Annotated in this window: 9 protein-coding genes; 1 reads left to right on the forward strand and 8 read right to left on the reverse strand. The window is 63.5% G+C overall.

What is annotated here, in order from left to right; all coding sequences use genetic code 11:
• Nucleotides 1-55: 55 nt before the first annotated feature.
• The 5 genes from rpsJ to rpsL all read right to left on the reverse strand — a co-directional run bounded on the left by rpsJ (nt 56) and on the right by rpsL (nt 4,664).
• A complete protein-coding gene (rpsJ, locus tag QX094_RS30245; RefSeq protein ID WP_002712302.1) occupies nt 56-364 on the reverse strand; it encodes a 30S ribosomal protein S10 in 309 nt (102 codons plus the stop codon).
• A gap of 91 nt (nt 365-455) precedes the next feature.
• Nucleotides 456-1,646, reverse strand: coding sequence for an elongation factor Tu (tuf, locus tag QX094_RS30250; protein WP_006611837.1), 1,191 nt, complete (start codon nt 1,644-1,646; stop codon nt 456-458).
• Between the two features lie 39 nt (nt 1,647-1,685).
• On the reverse strand, nt 1,686-3,758 hold the full coding sequence (gene fusA, locus QX094_RS30255; RefSeq protein WP_315714564.1) for an elongation factor G: 2,073 nt from the start codon (nt 3,756-3,758) through the stop codon (nt 1,686-1,688).
• Nucleotides 3,759-3,791: 33 nt separating this feature from the next.
• On the reverse strand, nt 3,792-4,262 hold the full coding sequence (gene rpsG, locus QX094_RS30260; protein WP_006611835.1) for a 30S ribosomal protein S7: 471 nt from the start codon (nt 4,260-4,262) through the stop codon (nt 3,792-3,794).
• A gap of 30 nt (nt 4,263-4,292) precedes the next feature.
• Complete coding sequence (rpsL, locus tag QX094_RS30265; protein WP_006611834.1) at nt 4,293-4,664, reverse strand: 30S ribosomal protein S12; 372 nt, start codon at nt 4,662-4,664, stop codon at nt 4,293-4,295.
• A gap of 643 nt (nt 4,665-5,307) precedes the next feature.
• On the opposite strand from rpsL, the gene QX094_RS30270 reads away from it, so the two are divergent.
• Nucleotides 5,308-6,531, forward strand: a complete 1,224-nt coding sequence (locus tag QX094_RS30270) for an NAD(P)/FAD-dependent oxidoreductase (RefSeq protein ID WP_315714565.1) — start codon at nt 5,308-5,310, stop codon at nt 6,529-6,531.
• Here QX094_RS30270 and QX094_RS30275 read toward each other — a convergent pair.
• From QX094_RS30275 to rpoC, 3 genes are all read right to left on the reverse strand, one after another.
• Nucleotides 6,468-8,540 (reverse strand): ABC transporter ATP-binding protein, encoded by a 2,073-nt coding sequence (locus QX094_RS30275; RefSeq protein ID WP_315714566.1) that lies wholly within the window; start codon nt 8,538-8,540, stop codon nt 6,468-6,470. The two genes, QX094_RS30270 and QX094_RS30275, sit on opposite strands and share 64 nt — an antisense overlap.
• Nucleotides 8,541-8,778: 238 nt before the next feature.
• Nucleotides 8,779-10,842, reverse strand: coding sequence for an FAD-dependent oxidoreductase (locus tag QX094_RS30280; RefSeq protein WP_315714567.1), 2,064 nt, complete (start codon nt 10,840-10,842; stop codon nt 8,779-8,781).
• Between the two features lie 338 nt (nt 10,843-11,180).
• Nucleotides 11,181-15,380, reverse strand: coding sequence for a DNA-directed RNA polymerase subunit beta' (gene rpoC / locus QX094_RS30285; protein ID WP_315714568.1), 4,200 nt, complete (start codon nt 15,378-15,380; stop codon nt 11,181-11,183).
• Nucleotides 15,381-15,435: the final 55 nt, after the last annotated feature.

A 15,435-nucleotide genomic window follows, 5' to 3' on the forward strand; every position in this document is an offset into this window, starting at 1 on the left:
CGTGCTTCCTGTTCTTCTCTATGTCCGCGTGAGGTGCGAACGTGAATCCAAAAACTTAGAGCTTGATCTCGACGTCGACGCCGGCGGCCAGATCGAGCTTCATGAGAGCATCGACGGTCTGCGGGGTCGGATCGACGATGTCGAGCAGGCGCTTGTGAGTGCGCATCTCGAACTGCTCGCGGCTCTTCTTGTCGACGTGCGGCGAACGGTTCACGGTGAACTTCTCGATGCGGGTCGGCAGCGGAATGGGTCCGCGAACCTGCGCGCCGGTCCGTTTCGCCGTGTTGACGATCTCGCGCGTCGACGTATCGAGGATACGATGGTCAAACGCCTTGAGACGGATGCGGATATTTTGGCCGTTCATTGCCGTATCTTTCTGTGAGTAGTGAGTGGCGAGTAGCGAACGGCGAATGGATAATCTCCATTCGCCACCCGCCATTCCCTATTCGCTGTTGTTACTCGATGATCGAGGCGACGACGCCGGCGCCGACGGTGCGGCCGCCCTCGCGGATGGCGAAGCGCAGCTTCTCCTCCATCGCGATCGGCACGATCAGGTGCACTTCCATCGCAATGTTGTCGCCCGGCATCACCATCTCGGTGCCTTCCGGCAGGTGAACGACGCCGGTCACGTCGGTCGTGCGGAAGTAGAACTGCGGCCGATAGTTGGTGAAGAACGGCGTGTGACGGCCACCCTCTTCCTTCGTGAGGATGTAGGCCTCAGCCTTGAACTTGGTGTGCGGCTTGACCGAACCCGGCTTGCACAGCACCTGGCCGCGCTCGACGTCCTCGCGCTTGGTGCCGCGGAGCAGCGCGCCGATGTTGTCACCGGCCTGGCCCTGATCGAGCAGCTTGCGGAACATTTCAACGCCGGTGACGGTGGTCTTCTGGGTCGGACGGATGCCGACGATCTCGATTTCCTCACCGACCTTGATGATGCCGCGCTCGACACGGCCGGTCACCACGGTGCCGCGGCCCGAGATCGAGAACACGTCTTCGACCGGCATCAGGAAGGGCTGGTCGATCGGACGCTCCGGCTGCGGAATGTACTCGTCGACATTGCGCATCAGCTCGAGGATGGCGTCGTGGCCGAGCTTCTTGTCCGAATCTTCCAGAGCGGCCAGCGCCGAGCCCTTGATGATCGGGATCTTGTCGCCCGGGAATTCGTACTTCGAGAGCAGCTCGCGGACCTCGAGCTCGACGAGCTCCAGCAGCTCGGGATCGTCGACCATGTCGCACTTGTTGAGGAACACGACCAGCGCCGGCACGCCGACCTGGCGGGCGAGCAGGATGTGCTCACGGGTCTGCGGCATCGGGCCGTCAGCGGCCGACACGACCAGGATCGCGCCGTCCATCTGGGCAGCGCCGGTGATCATGTTCTTCACGTAGTCGGCGTGGCCGGGGCAATCGACGTGGGCGTAGTGGCGGTTCTTGGTCTCGTACTCGACGTGCGCGGTCGAGATGGTGATGCCGCGCGCCTTCTCTTCCGGGGCCTTGTCGATCTGGTCGTAGGCAGTGAACGTCGCACCGCCCGTCTCGGCCAGGATCTTGGTGATTGCAGCCGTCAGCGAGGTCTTGCCGTGGTCGACGTGACCGATGGTGCCGATGTTGCAGTGGGGCTTGTTACGTTCAAACTTAGCTTTGGCCATTTGACTCTCCGTTCAGTCGCTAACTTGAGCTAACGACAATCAGGCAAACTTCTTCTGGACTTCGGCCGACACGTTGGCCGGCGCTTCAGCGTAGTGCGAGAACTGCATCGTGAAGGTCGCGCGCCCCTGGCTCATGGAGCGCAGGTTGTTCACGTAACCGAACATGTTCATGAGCGGCACCATCGCGTTGATGACGTTGGCATTGCCGCGCATGTCCTGGCCCTGGATCTGGCCACGACGCGAGTTCAGGTCGCCGATGACCGAGCCGGTGTAGTCTTCCGGGGTCACCACCTCGACCTTCATGATCGGCTCGAGCAGAACCGACTTGCCCTTCTGCAGCGCCTCGCGGAAAGCCGCACGAGAGGCGATTTCGAAGGCCAGCGCCGACGAGTCGACATCGTGATACTTGCCGTCGACCAGCGCCACCTTGACGTCGACCACCGGGAAGCCGGCGACGACGCCCGCGCCGAGCACGCTCTCGATGCCCTTCTCGACGCCCGGGATGTATTCCTTCGGAACCGCACCGCCGACGATCTTGGACTCGAACACGTAGCCGCCACCGGGCTCGTTCGGCTCGACCACGAGGCTCACGGCCGCGAACTGGCCGGTACCACCGGTCTGCTTCTTGTGGGTGTAGTCCACGTTGGCCGGCTTGGTGATACGCTCACGGAACGCCACCTGCGGCGCGCCGATGTTCGCATCGACCTTGTAGGTGCGCTTGAGGATGTCGACCTTGATGTCGAGATGGAGCTCGCCCATCCCCTTGAGGATGGTCTGGCCCGACTCGTGATCGGTCGACACGCGGAAGGACGGATCCTCAGCGGCCAGCTTCGCCAGCGCGACGCCGAGCTTCTCCTGGTCGGCCTTCGACTTCGGCTCGATCGCAATCTCGATGACCGGCTCCGGGAATTCCATCTTTTCCAGGATCACCTGGTTGGACGGATCGCACAGCGTGTCACCGGTGCGGGCTTCCTTGAGGCCTGCGAGGGCGACGATGTCGCCGGCATAGGCTTCCTTGATGTCCTCGCGGTTGTTCGCATGCATCAGCAGCATGCGGCCGATGCGCTCCTTCTTCTCGCGGGTCGAGTTCACCACGCCGGTGCCCGAGGTCAGGATGCCCGAATAGATGCGGCAGAACGTGATCGTGCCGACGAAGGGGTCGTCCATGATCTTGAACGCGAGCAGCGCCAGCGGCTCCTTGTCGTCCGCCTTGCGCACGACCTCGTTGCCCTTGTCGTCGGTGCCCTTGATCGCAGGCACGTCGAGCGGCGACGGCAGATAGTCGACGACGGCGTCGAGCAACGGCTGCACGCCCTTGTTCTTGAAGGCCGAGCCGCACAGCACCGGATAGAACGCGCCGGTCAGCACGGCCTTGCGGATCAGGCGCTTCAGAGTCGCCTCGTCCGGCTCCTTGCCGTCCAGGAACGCGGTGAGCGCGTCGTCGTCGAGCTCGACGGCGGCCTCCACCAGCTTCTCGCGATATTCCTTGGCCTGGTCGGCGAGATCAGCCGGGATCTCGACGTAGTCGAACTTCGCGCCGAGCGCCTCGTCGTTCCAGACGATCGCCTTCATCGTCACGAGATCGATGCAGCCCTTGAAATTGTTCTCGGCGCCGATCGGCAGCTGGATCGCAACAGGCTTCGCGCCCAGGCGATCGACGATGTCGGCCAGGCACTTGAAGAAGTCGGCACCGGTCTTGTCCATCTTGTTGGCGAAGACGATGCGCGGAACCTTGTACTTGTCGCCCTGGCGCCAGACGGTCTCGGTCTGCGGCTCGACGCCCTGGTTGGAGTCGAGAACGCACACGGCGCCGTCGAGCACCCGCAAGCTGCGCTCGACCTCGATGGTGAAGTCGACGTGGCCGGGGGTGTCGATGATGTTCAGGCGCTTGCCGTTCCAGAACGCAGTGGTCGCAGCCGAGGTGATCGTGATGCCACGCTCCTGCTCCTGCTCCATCCAGTCCATCGTCGCGGCACCTTCGTGCACTTCGCCGATCTTGTGGCTCTTGCCGGTATAATAGAGGATGCGCTCGGTCGTCGTGGTCTTGCCGGCGTCGATATGCGCCATGATGCCGAAGTTGCGATAGTCTTCGATGGCGTGTTGGCGGGGCATGGGTGTGTTCCCTGATTTCCGTTCGGGTCGCCGTTACCAGCGATAGTGCGAGAAGGCGCGGTTGGCTTCCGCCATCCGGTGCACGTCTTCACGCTTCTTCACGGCGTTACCCCGATTGTTCGAGGCGTCGAGCAGCTCCGCCGAAAGCCGCTCGGTCATCGTCTTCTCGTTGCGGTCGCGCGCGGCCGAGATCAGCCAGCGGATGCCCAGCGCCTGCCGGCGGGTCGAACGAACTTCGACCGGCACCTGGTAGGTCGCACCGCCGACGCGACGGGAGCGAACCTCGATGGTCGGCATGACGTTTTCGAGGGCCTGCTCGAACACCGTCAGCGGGCTCTGCTTGGTCTTGGCCTCGATGATGCCGAACGCGCCGTAGACGATACCTTCGGCGACCGACTTCTTGCCGGCGTACATCACCGAGTTCATGAACTTGGTGACAATGATGTTCCCGAACTTCGGATCCGGAAGCACTTCACGCTTTTCGGCTGAATGGCGACGCGACATGTGATCTTGTTCCCGCTTCTCTCGAACGTCTTACTTCGGACGCTTCGCGCCATACTTCGAACGGCGCTGCTTACGGTTCTTGACGCCCTGGGTATCCAGCACGCCGCGGAGGATGTGATAGCGCACGCCCGGCAAGTCCTTGACGCGGCCGCCGCGGATCATGACCACCGAGTGCTCCTGCAGGTTATGGCCTTCACCCGGAATGTAGCCGATCACCTCGAAGCCGTTGGTCAGGCGCACCTTGGCGACCTTACGAAGCGCCGAGTTCGGCTTCTTCGGGGTCGTGGTGTAGACGCGCGTGCAAACGCCACGCTTCTGCGGCGACTGCTGCAGCGCCGGCACCTTCTTGCGCGACTTCTGCACTTCGCGCGGATTTGCGATCAGCTGGTTGATCGTCGGCATCTTGGCCTTCACCCTTCTCAACGTTCGCACGGAGACCGCGACCGGCTTCCGCAAATTCTGTTCGAGGTTCCCCGCCTCACCGGGCCGTTTCGCGCGATCAAAACCCACGCAAAACGAAATCGCGCCAACCGTCCATCGCTGAACGGAAAGCGCTTGACGCCACAGAGGACCGCGATCACCACCAGTCAGCTTGCGCTGGCGGGCGGCCTACCGAGGTCATGCATCCGAAATTGGTCTCAGGAGAACGAGCTCGAGAGATCTAATATCGTTTTGGCATTGCCTAGCTATGATCGACAGCGTTTGAGCGGCATTCGTCGAGGGTGGTGCCCGTCCCGCCCGGTTTCGGGTGGTCTGGGTGATCCGTACCGACGCTGGCGAAGCTCACCGCCTGTCGTTGAGTGCCGGCCTTTTATAAGCGGTAAATATCCAAGTCAAGCAAAACGACGCCGCAGGACGCGCAAAGAAGCGCTTCTGGCCGCTGCGGTTTCCGGTCCCGATAGGGCCCCCGCCGTCCGAGGTATCTGCAGACCGCACAGCCCTGCGAGTGCAGGCGCCTCTCCAGCCCGGGACATGTCCAGAAACATCGAAGATAAGGCTTTTTTCGGCTTTGGCCGACAAGGATGGCGCCGCGACGAGGCGCCTGGTGACAGAATATACCGACATTGCGATCATTGGCGGCGGCCTGAGCGGCTCGATCACGGCCGCCATGCTCGGAATGGCCGGCATCCCCGCGATTCTCGTCGATCCCCACGCGGTCTCCCCGCCCGACTTTCGAATCGAGAAGATCTCCGGTGCCGAGCAGATCGGCCGATTCCGTCGCACCGGGATCGCCGACAAGGCGTTGACCCAAGCCACCCTGGCCCCGGAGAACTGGATCGCCCGATTCGGCTACGTGCTCGAACGGGCTCAGGTCCAGCAATACGGCATTCCGTATGATGCGCTCGTGACGGCGGTGCGCGACCAGATCCCAGGCGCTGTGACGCGAATCGTCGCCAAGGCCGTAGCGATCACGCCAACCGAGGATCGCCAGTCGGTCGTGCTGTCCAACGGGCAGACGATCTCCGCCCGCCTCGTCGTGCTCGCCAACGGGCTGAACGTCGGGCTGCGGCACATGCTGGGAATCACCCGCACGATCACCAGCCCCGCCCATTCGATCTCGATCGGGTTCGACCTGACGCCGGTCGGCCGTTCCGCCTTCCCATTCCCGGCCATGACCTATTTCCAGGAACGAGCCAAGGCGCGGGTGCCCTACATCACCCTGTTCCCGATCGGCGAGCGCATGCGGGCGAACCTGTTCGCCTACCGCGAGGTCGATGATCCCTGGCTTCGGGCGATCCGCCGCAACCCAGTCGAAACGCTGGCCGCCGCCCTGCCCGGCCTGCGGCGGATCACGGGCGAGTACGCCGTGAGCGGCGAGGTGCGGGTCCGGCCCGCCGATCTCACCATCAACAGCGGGTACCGCATGCCGGGTGTCGTGCTCGTCGGCGACGCCTTCTGCACCACCTGCCCCGTCACCGGCACCGGTTCCGACAAGGTGTTCACCGATGTCGAGCGCCTCTGCAACGTCCACATTCCGCGCTGGCTGGCGACTGACGGCATGGGCGAGGCCAAGATCGCGGCCTTCTATGCGGACCCGGTCAAGACGGCCTGCGATGCGTGGTCGCTCGAGAAGGCATGGAATTTCCGATCGGTCTCGATCGGGGCCAGCCCCTATTGGCAGGCGCAACGCTGGGCGCGCTTTGCCGTCTCGCTCGGCCGCGGGGTTCGGCAGCGGCTGACGAAGACCAATGCGCCGCTCAACGTCTATTCCTCGTCATCATCCTCCTCGTCGTCGTCCTCCTCGTCATCGCTGTCGTCGTCGGCCTGATCCTGCCGGCTCGGCTGATGGCCCTGGTCATCCCAGAGCTTGCGATAGGTCCCATTCTTCGCCAAGAGCTCGGCGTGGCTGCCGCGCTCGATCGCCCGGCCGCCGGAGATGACGATGATCTCGTCCATCTCGACCACCGAGGTCAGGCGGTGGGTCGACCAGATCATGGTGCGGCCCTTGGCGACCTTGAGCAGGGTGCGGTTGATCGCGGCTTCCGTGGTCTGGTCCAGCGCCGAAGTGGCCTCGTCGAGCAGCAGCACGGACGGGTTGCGGATGATGGCGCGGGCGATCGCGATGCGCTGGCGCTGTCCACCGGACAGCGTGTCGCCGCGCTCGCCGACGATGGTGTCGTATTTCTGCGGCAGGCTCATGATGTAGCGGTGGATCTCGGCCTTCTTGGCCGCCTCCTCCACCTCCGCGTCGGTGGCGCCCTCCTTGCCGAGCCGGATGTTCTCCCGCAGCGACATGTTGAACAGCATGTTGTCCTGGAACACCACGGCCATGCTGCCGCGAAGCGAATCGCGCGTCACCTTGCGGATGTCGACGCCGTCGATGGTGACGCGGCCTTCATCGGGTACGTAGAGCCGCAGGATCAGGTTGAGCAGCGTGCTCTTGCCCGAGCCCGACGGACCGACGATCGCGATCCGCTTGCCGACGTCGAGCTTGAGGCTCAGATTGTCGAGCACCGGCGTCTCGCTGCCCTCGTACTGGAAGGTCACGCGCTCGAAGGTGATGTCGTGGCTGATGCGGGGCAGATCCGGCGCGCCCGGCCGGTCGGCGCCGCGGGTCGGCTCGTCCAACAGCTCCTGCATGTGCCGGATCGCGGCCGCCGAGGAGATCGACACCGGCACGAAATGCATGACATGGGCGATGTTGTAGGACACCTCCCAGAATGCGCTCTCGAAGGTGACGAAGGTGCCGATCGTGATCTGGCCCTTGGTGGCGAGATAGGCGCCGAGAGCGAGCACGACGAGATGCAGCAGCAGCACGGAGATCGTGACGGTGCGCTCGACCATGGTCGACAGGAACATCGCATCGGCCATCTTGCGCCGCGCCGCGTCGTTGCGGAAGCTGAACCAGCCGAATACCTTGCGGTGGAGGCTGAAGGCCTTGATGACGGCTTGCGCCGCGATGTTCTCCTGGATCACGCCGAGCAGCGACGCTTCGTTCAGTTTCTGCTCGTAATTGGCCTGAACCGCCTTCGGCGTCAGGATACGCGGGCCGATCAGGGTGATCGGAAACACCAGCAGCGCGATCGCAGCGAGCTGCCAGTTCAGGAACAGCATCAGAATGATGCCCGCAATCAGCTCGAGGAACGGCAGCACAGCGCTGTTGGCGAAACTCTTCACGACGTTCTCGAACGCCGACATGTCGACCGAGAAGCGCGACAGGATCTCGCCGCGCTTGGTACGCTGGAAATAGGCGGCCGGCAGGTTCTGCACGTGATCGAACAGACGGGTGCGAACGTCCGAGATGACGCAGGCCGCGAGCCGCGCATCCCAGCGCTCGTAGAGCACGGCAATGATCGAGGTGAAGATGCCCGCAGCGGCGAGCACGCCGAGGATGCGATAGAGCGCCTCGAAATCCTCTTCGCCGAGCGCATCGTCGATCAGGAACTTGAGGCTGAGCGGCATGATGACGTTGAACAGCGTCTCGATCAGGACGCCGATCGACACGAAAGCCAGCATCTTCTTGTATCTGGCGAGCAGCGGCGAGACGAAGCCGTAGATGGTTGCAAGCGCACCTGCGGCCTCGCGGGCCGTGTAGACGACGAGATCCTCGTCGTCGTCATCATCGTCGAGGTCGAGGCCGGCCTCTTCACCGTCCTCCTCGTCATCGTCCTCATCGTCGCCGACGACGTCAGCCGTCTCTGTCGCCGACGTCTTCGCTGTTCCGGGTTTTGGAACGGCAGGCACGGCCGCCGCCGGCCCCCGCTTGTCCAAATCATCGGCAGGATCAGCTGCCGTTGCGGACGTCTGATTTCGCGGCGGTGAAGATTTGGGCGCCATTCAACGAACCGATCCTGCACGGCCAGTATGACCGTAACGGATTAAAGCGGCTCGGCTTTACCACCTGTGTCCGCCTGCCGCCAGCATTCTCGCCATACGGTGCCGCACCCGCCGCGACCAAGACGCGGCCCTGTCACGCAACCAGCACGGTCACAAGCGCCGCGGACGCAAGACAGCATCGAGATGCCGGTCAACGCCCGCGGCCCTGCCTCGAAATGCCGGCGGCTGTGCCGCGAGCCTAGTCTTCGTCCTCGACCTTGTCGAAGAACGAATAGCGCAGGCTGTCGGCGTCGGCGTACCACTGGCCGGGCCCCTTGTTGGCCGCGAGTGTCGCTGCCCACACCTCGTCGGTGCAATCGCGGCGGTGCATGGCCAGATCGAACCCGTTGCCGAAGAACAGCTCCGACCACTCCCACCAGGTGCCGAGCTTCTTGACCCCACGCAGCAGGTCGTAGCGGTCGACCAGCGCCGGAGCCATGTCCGAGGTGATCGAGCCGAACACGAGGCCGGTCTTGACGACGCGGTTGAGCTCGCGGATCGCGCGCGCAACCTGCTTGTCACCGAGATGGCAGAGGCTGGTCTCGAACACGAAATCGAACTCACCGGTCTTGAATGGCATATCGGTGATCGAGCCGAGCTTGTTGTATTTCCTCAGCGCCTTCGGCGTCTTGCCATGGATGTAGCGGTTGTTCTCGATGCCCCAGGCATCGATGCCGCGCTCGCGGAGCGCTCCCACCAGTTCACCGCTCGCGGAGCCGGCGACCAAGAGCTTGTAGCCTTTGCCCTTGCCGGCCCGGTTCCAAACGATCTTGATCAGGCTGGTCAGATAGTCCGGATCGGTGAACTGCGACCACGCTTCGCTGTACGGCCCCTGCCCGCGATAATTGTCGAAATAGTCACGGTCGATCTTGTCGGACAGCGGCGTTTCGGCCTGCGAGCGGGCGCGGCGCAGCCGCATCATTTCGGTCAGGATGATGTCGGTGGCGGCGTCCGACGAATCGAGCAGCCCGTTCAGGGTCGAGTCGAACAGATAGTCACCGACCACGACGATGCCGGGGTGCTCCTTCGGCTCAGGCCGGTGATTGGTCATGACGTCGCGTACCGGCAGACCGCCGGGCAGCGCGTTGACGGACGACAGCCAGCGGTGGATCTTGCCTTCCATGAAGTGTGCGCGCGCGTCGCCGAGCGCAGCAGGGAGCGACTTCAGCGCGGCATCGATCAGCTCCTGGTCCGAGAGGTTGGCGAAGGCGAGCGCATCCGAGCCCGCGATCAGCCAGTTGAGCACGCCGTGCTTGCCGACATCGTGGCGCGAGCCCTCGTTGTAGATGCAGCAGCCGCCGAACGCCTCCGACATGAACCAGGAGCCCGGAATCTTCTCGCCCCAGAACGGCTCGTCGAACAGGATCGAGACGCGCAGATAATGCGCGGGACGATCGAAATAGGCGATGTGCTTGACCATGGACTGGCGCAGCTTCTCGCCCTCCCAGCCGACCGTCGACAGCCAGGAATGCGGCAGGCACACCAGCACGAGATCGAACTCGCGCGTCTCCGGCCCCTTGCCGTTCATCATGTTGAGCCGGTAGCGACCCGCCTCGGTCTTGCCGATGCGGAGCACGCGATGATTGAGCTGGATGTCGGCATCGACCTCGGAGCGCAGGCACTCGATCAGTTGCTCGTTGCCGTTCTGAATCGAGTACAGGCCGATATAGTCGTCGATATCCATGACGAAGTTCTTGAGCGCATTGAGGCCGTTGGTGTTGTGGGCCTCGGTCGCGAGGTCGGAGCGCGACATCACCTTGAAGAAGCGCTTGGCCGTGGGATCCTCGACCTCCTCGTCGAGCAGCTCTTCGCAGGTCTTGTAGGCCCAGGGGTGCTCGTTATCGTGGGCGCCGACGCCCTCGTAATATTCGACCGGCGACATCACGTCGGTACAACGCTTGCGGAACGCCTCGACCGCAGCGGCCGTCTTCGGGCCGTATTTGCGGCGCAGCCCCGGCACGTCGTCGAGCAGCTCGCCGTCGAGTTGCACCTGCAGCGCATCCATCGGAATCGTCTGCAGCCCGAAATGCTGGATCAGCTCGCGCAGCGGATCAGGGCCGGTCATCGAGTAGTCGTAGATTTCTGCGACACCAGCCTCATACATCGCCGGTGCGGTATCGAACTTGCGCGTCACGATCTTGCCGCCGAGCCGGTCGGATGCCTCGTAGATCGTCACCTTGCAGAGATCGCCGAGTTTGCGCCTCAGATACCAGGCGCTCATCAGGCCACCCGGACCGCCACCAACAATCGCAAGGTCAAGCATCGAAGTTCCGCCATCTCCGGCTGTCAGCGACGTTGCCGGTCGTCCATACAGGGGTCCTGCCACCCTCGGGGCTCGATCGGCCATAGCGTAACCGGCCCGCAAAAGATTTGCGCCGGAGCAAATCGGCGCATCGCCACGGGAATCGACGGAAATCAGCTCAGCGGATCTGATGCTTCCAAAAGCGCCTCTGTCCCTGAAGGGAAGATGAACAACGGGGCAGCAGCGCGGCAACAGGAGAAGAAAATGTCAAAAAAAGGCCGGCAAACGCCGGCCTTTTCTACACGCGATGAACGCACGGCAGACCCCGACACCGTCGGGGTCATGCCGCAACCGTCCGTTTACTCCGCCGGCGGCAGCGCGAGCGGCTGAGGCTCGGGCTGCGCCGGCACGATCGCCGCCTGCTTCTCGCGCTCGTCGAGAATCAGCTTGTCGCGCTTCAAAGCGACTTCGCGGATGCGGGCCATCGAGGCGCCGGTGCCGGCCGGGATCAGGCGTCCTACGATGACGTTCTCCTTGAGACCCTCGAGTGGATCGATCTTGCCGTTGACCGCCGCCTCGGTGAGGACGCGGGTGGTCTCCTGGAACGAGGCCGCCGAGAAGAACGACCGGGTCTGCAGGCTCGCCTTGGTGATGCCGAGCAGAACCGGAGTGCCCGTGGCCGGCTTCTTCGCCTCCTCCACGGCCTTCGCGTTCAGCAGGTCGAACTCGATCTTGTCGACCTGTTCGCCCGAGATCATGTCGGTATCGCCCTGGTCGGTGATCTCAACCTTCTGCAGCATCTGGCGGACAATCACCTCGATGTGCTTGTCGTTGATGAGCACGCCCTGCAGCCGGTAGACCTCCTGGATCTCGTTGACCAGATAGGCCGCGAGCTCCTCGATGCCCTTGATCGCCAGGATGTCGTGCGGCGCCGGGTTGCCTTCGACGATGAAGTCGCCCTTCTCGACGATGTCGCCATCCTGCAGATGGATGTGCTTGCCCTTCGGGATCAGGTACTCGCGCGGCTCCTCGGTCTTGTCGACCGGCTCGATCGAGATGCGACGCTTGTTCTTGTAGTCGCGACCGAACCGGATGGTGCCGGCGATCTCGGCGATGATCGCGGCATCCTTCGGCTTACGCGCTTCGAACAGCTCCGCCACCCGCGGCAGACCGCCGGTGATGTCGCGCGTCTTGGCGCTTTCCGTCGAGATACGCGCGAGGATGTCGCCCGGCTTCACCGTCGAGCCGACGTCGACCGACAGAATCGCGTCGACCGACAGCATGTAGCGGGCATCGCCGCCGCGGGCGAGCTTGAGCACCTTGCCGTCCTTGCCCTTGATCACGATGGCCGGACGCAGATCCGCGCCACCGCGCGTTCCACGCCAGTCGATGACCACGCGCTTGGCGATACCGGTGGACTCGTCGAGCGTTTCCGAGATCGACAGACCCTCGGTCAGATCCTCGAACCCGATCGTACCCTCGGCTTCCGTGAGGATCGGACGGGTGTAAGGGTCCCACTCGGCGATGCGCTGGCCGCGCTTGATCATGTCGCCGTCGTCGACATGCATGCGCGCGCCGTACTGGATGCGGTGCGTCGCACGCTCGGTGCCGTCGGGGTCGACGATCGTCACGACCATGTTGCGGACCATCGCGATCAGATGACCCTCGCTGTTGCGGGCGATCGCCTTGTTCTTGATGACCACCTTGCCTTCGAAGTTCGATTCCACGAAGGACTGCTCGTTCAGCTGCGCCGCACCACCGATGTGGAAAGTGCGCATCGTCAGCTGGGTGCCGGGCTCACCGATCGACTGCGCGGCGATGACGCCGACGGCCTCACCGTGGTTGACCGGCGTGCCGCGCGCCAGATCGCGGCCGTAGCACATCTTGCAGATGCCGTTGACCAGCTCGCAGGTCAGCGCCGAGCGGATCTTCACCTCCTGCACGCCAGCCTGCTGGATGGCGTCGATGTGGCTCTCCTCCATCAAGGTGCCGGCCTTGACCAGCACCGCGTTGGTCGCGGGATCGCGCACGTCGTCGCAGGGCACGCGGCCCAGGATGCGCGAGCCGAGCGAGGCCACGACCGTGCCGGCATCGACGATGGCGCGCATCTTGATGCCGAGATGGGTGCCGCAATCGTCCTGCGTGATGATGCAGTCCTGCGCGACGTCGACCAGACGACGGGTCAGGTAGCCCGAGTTCGCGGTCTTCAACGCGGTGTCCGCGAGACCCTTGCGGGCGCCGTGGGTCGAGTTGAAGTACTCGAGAACCGAGAGACCTTCCTTGAAGTTCGAGATGATCGGCGTCTCGATGATCTCACCCGACGGCTTGGCCATCAGGCCGCGCATGCCGGCGAGCTGACGCATCTGGGCCGGCGAACCGCGGGCACCGGAATGCGACATCATGTAGATCGAGTTGATGTCGGCATCCGCCCCCGTCGCCGTCTTCTTGGTGACGGAGATCTCCTTCATCATCTCCTTGGCGATCTCTTCGCTGGCCTTCGACCAGGCGTCGACGACCTTGTTGTACTTCTCGCCGTGGGTGATCAGACCGTCATTGTATTGCTGCTCGAAATCCTTCGCCAGCGTACGGGTGGTGTCGACGATCTTCCACTTGCCCGCCGGCACGACCATGTCGTCCTTGCCGAACGAGATGCCCGCCTTGAAGGCGTTGTAGAAGCCGAGCGCCATGATGCGGTCGCAGAAGATCACCGTCTCCTTCTGGCCGCAGTGACGATAGACCTGATCGATCACGCCCGAGATTTCGCGCTTGGTCATCAGCTTGTTGATGACCTCGAACGTGACGCGCGGATGCTTCGGCAGGAGATTGCCGAGCATCACGCGACCCGCGGTGGTTTCGATCCAGCGCTTGGCGATCTTGCCGGTCTCGTCCATCCCCTCCCAGCGGTACTTGATCTTGCTGTGGAGATGGATGGCCTTGGCGTGCAGCGCATGCTCGAGCTCGGCCATGTTGCCGAACGCCATGCCCTGGCCGGGCATGCCCTCGCGCATGATCGAGACGTAGTAGAGGCCGAGCACGATGTCCTGCGACGGCACGATGATCGGCTGACCATTGGCCGGATGCAGGATGTTGTTGGTCGACATCATCAGGACGCGCGCTTCCAGCTGCGCTTCGAGCGACAGCGGAACGTGCACGGCCATCTGGTCGCCGTCGAAGTCGGCGTTGAAGGCCGAGCAGACCAGCGGATGCAGCTGGATCGCCTTGCCCTCGATCAGCACCGGCTCGAACGCCTGGATGCCGAGGCGATGCAGCGTCGGCGCGCGGTTCAGGAGCACCGGATGCTCGCGGATGACCTCGTCCAGGATGTCCCAGACCTCCGGACGCTCCTTCTCGACCAGCTTCTTGGCCTGCTTGACCGTCGTCGACAGGCCCTTGGCGTCGAGCCGCGAATAGATGAACGGCTTGAACAGCTCGAGCGCCATCTTCTTCGGCAGGCCGCACTGGTGCAGGCGCAGCTCGGGACCGACCACGATGACCGAACGGCCGGAGTAGTCGACGCGCTTGCCGAGCAGGTTCTGACGGAAGCGACCCTGCTTGCCCTTGAGCATGTCGGCGAGCGACTTCAGCGGACGCTTGTTGGCGCCGGTGATGACGCGGCCGCGGCGGCCGTTGTCGAACAGCGCATCCACCGCCTCCTGAAGCATGCGCTTCTCGTTGCGGATGATGATGTCGGGCGCGCGCAGCTCCATCAGCCGCTTCAGGCGGTTGTTGCGGTTGATGACGCGGCGATAGAGGTCGTTGAGGTCGGAGGTCGCGAAACGGCCGCCGTCGAGCGGCACCAGCGGACGCAGGTCCGGCGGGATCACCGGAACCACGGTCATGATCATCCATTCCGGCTTGTTGCCGGAGTGGCGGAACGCCTCGACGATCTTCAGGCGCTTCGCGAGCTTCTTGTGCTTGATGTCGGAGTCGGTCTCCTGCATCTCGGCACGCAGCGTCTGCTCGAGCTTCTCCAGCTCGAGGCCGCGCAAGAGCTCACGGATGGCCTCGGCGCCGATCATGGCGGTGAAGCTGTCCTGGCCGTATTCGTCCTGCGCCTTGAGGTACTCGTCCTCGGACAGCAGCTGACGGTCCTTGAGCGCGGTCAGACCCGGCTCGAGAACGACGTAGTATTCGAAGTACAGAATCCGCTCGAGATCCTTCAGCGTCATGTCGAGCAGCAGGCCGATGCGCGAGGGCAGCGACTTCAAGAACCAGATGTGCGCGACGGGAGCGGCGAGCTCGATATGGCCCATGCGCTCGCGCCGGACGCGCGACAGGGTCACCTCGACCGAGCACTTCTCGCAGATGATGCCCTTGTACTTCATCCGCTTGTACTTGCCGCACAGGCACTCGTAGTCCTTGATCGGCCCGAAGATGCGGGCGCAGAACAGGCCGTCGCGCTCGGGCTTGAAGGTACGGTAGTTGATCGTTTCCGGCTTCTTGATCTCGCCGTAGGACCAGGACAGAATCTTCTCCGGAGACGCAATCGAGATCCGGATCTGGTCGAAGACCTGAGCCGGCGTCGTCGGATTGAAGAGATTCATAATTTCTTGGTTCATCGTATTCTCCTCGCGGGCCGATCGGGGGTCGGCCGCAAATTCGAAAATCTCTCAA

Source organism: Bradyrhizobium sp. SZCCHNS1050 (assembly GCF_032484785.1).
In the GTDB taxonomy this organism is placed as follows: domain Bacteria; phylum Pseudomonadota; class Alphaproteobacteria; order Rhizobiales; family Xanthobacteraceae; genus Bradyrhizobium.

Bases quoted from the DNA above. Each gene is read 5' to 3' on its own strand.
- rpsJ (WP_002712302.1), bottom strand. From the start codon at position 364: ATGAACGGCCAAAATATCCGCATCCGTCTCAAGGCGTTTGACCATCGT.
- tuf (WP_006611837.1), bottom strand. From the start codon at position 1,646: ATGGCCAAAGCTAAGTTTGAACGTAACAAGCCCCACTGCAACATCGGC.
- fusA (WP_315714564.1), bottom strand. From the start codon at position 3,758: ATGCCCCGCCAACACGCCATCGAAGACTATCGCAACTTCGGCATCATG.
- rpsG (WP_006611835.1), bottom strand. From the start codon at position 4,262: ATGTCGCGTCGCCATTCAGCCGAAAAGCGTGAAGTGCTTCCGGATCCG.
- rpsL (WP_006611834.1), bottom strand. From the start codon at position 4,664: ATGCCGACGATCAACCAGCTGATCGCAAATCCGCGCGAAGTGCAGAAG.
- QX094_RS30275 (WP_315714566.1), bottom strand. From the start codon at position 8,540: ATGGCGCCCAAATCTTCACCGCCGCGAAATCAGACGTCCGCAACGGCA.
- QX094_RS30280 (WP_315714567.1), bottom strand. From the start codon at position 10,842: ATGCTTGACCTTGCGATTGTTGGTGGCGGTCCGGGTGGCCTGATGAGC.
- rpoC (WP_315714568.1), bottom strand. From the start codon at position 15,380: ATGAACCAAGAAATTATGAATCTCTTCAATCCGACGACGCCGGCTCAG.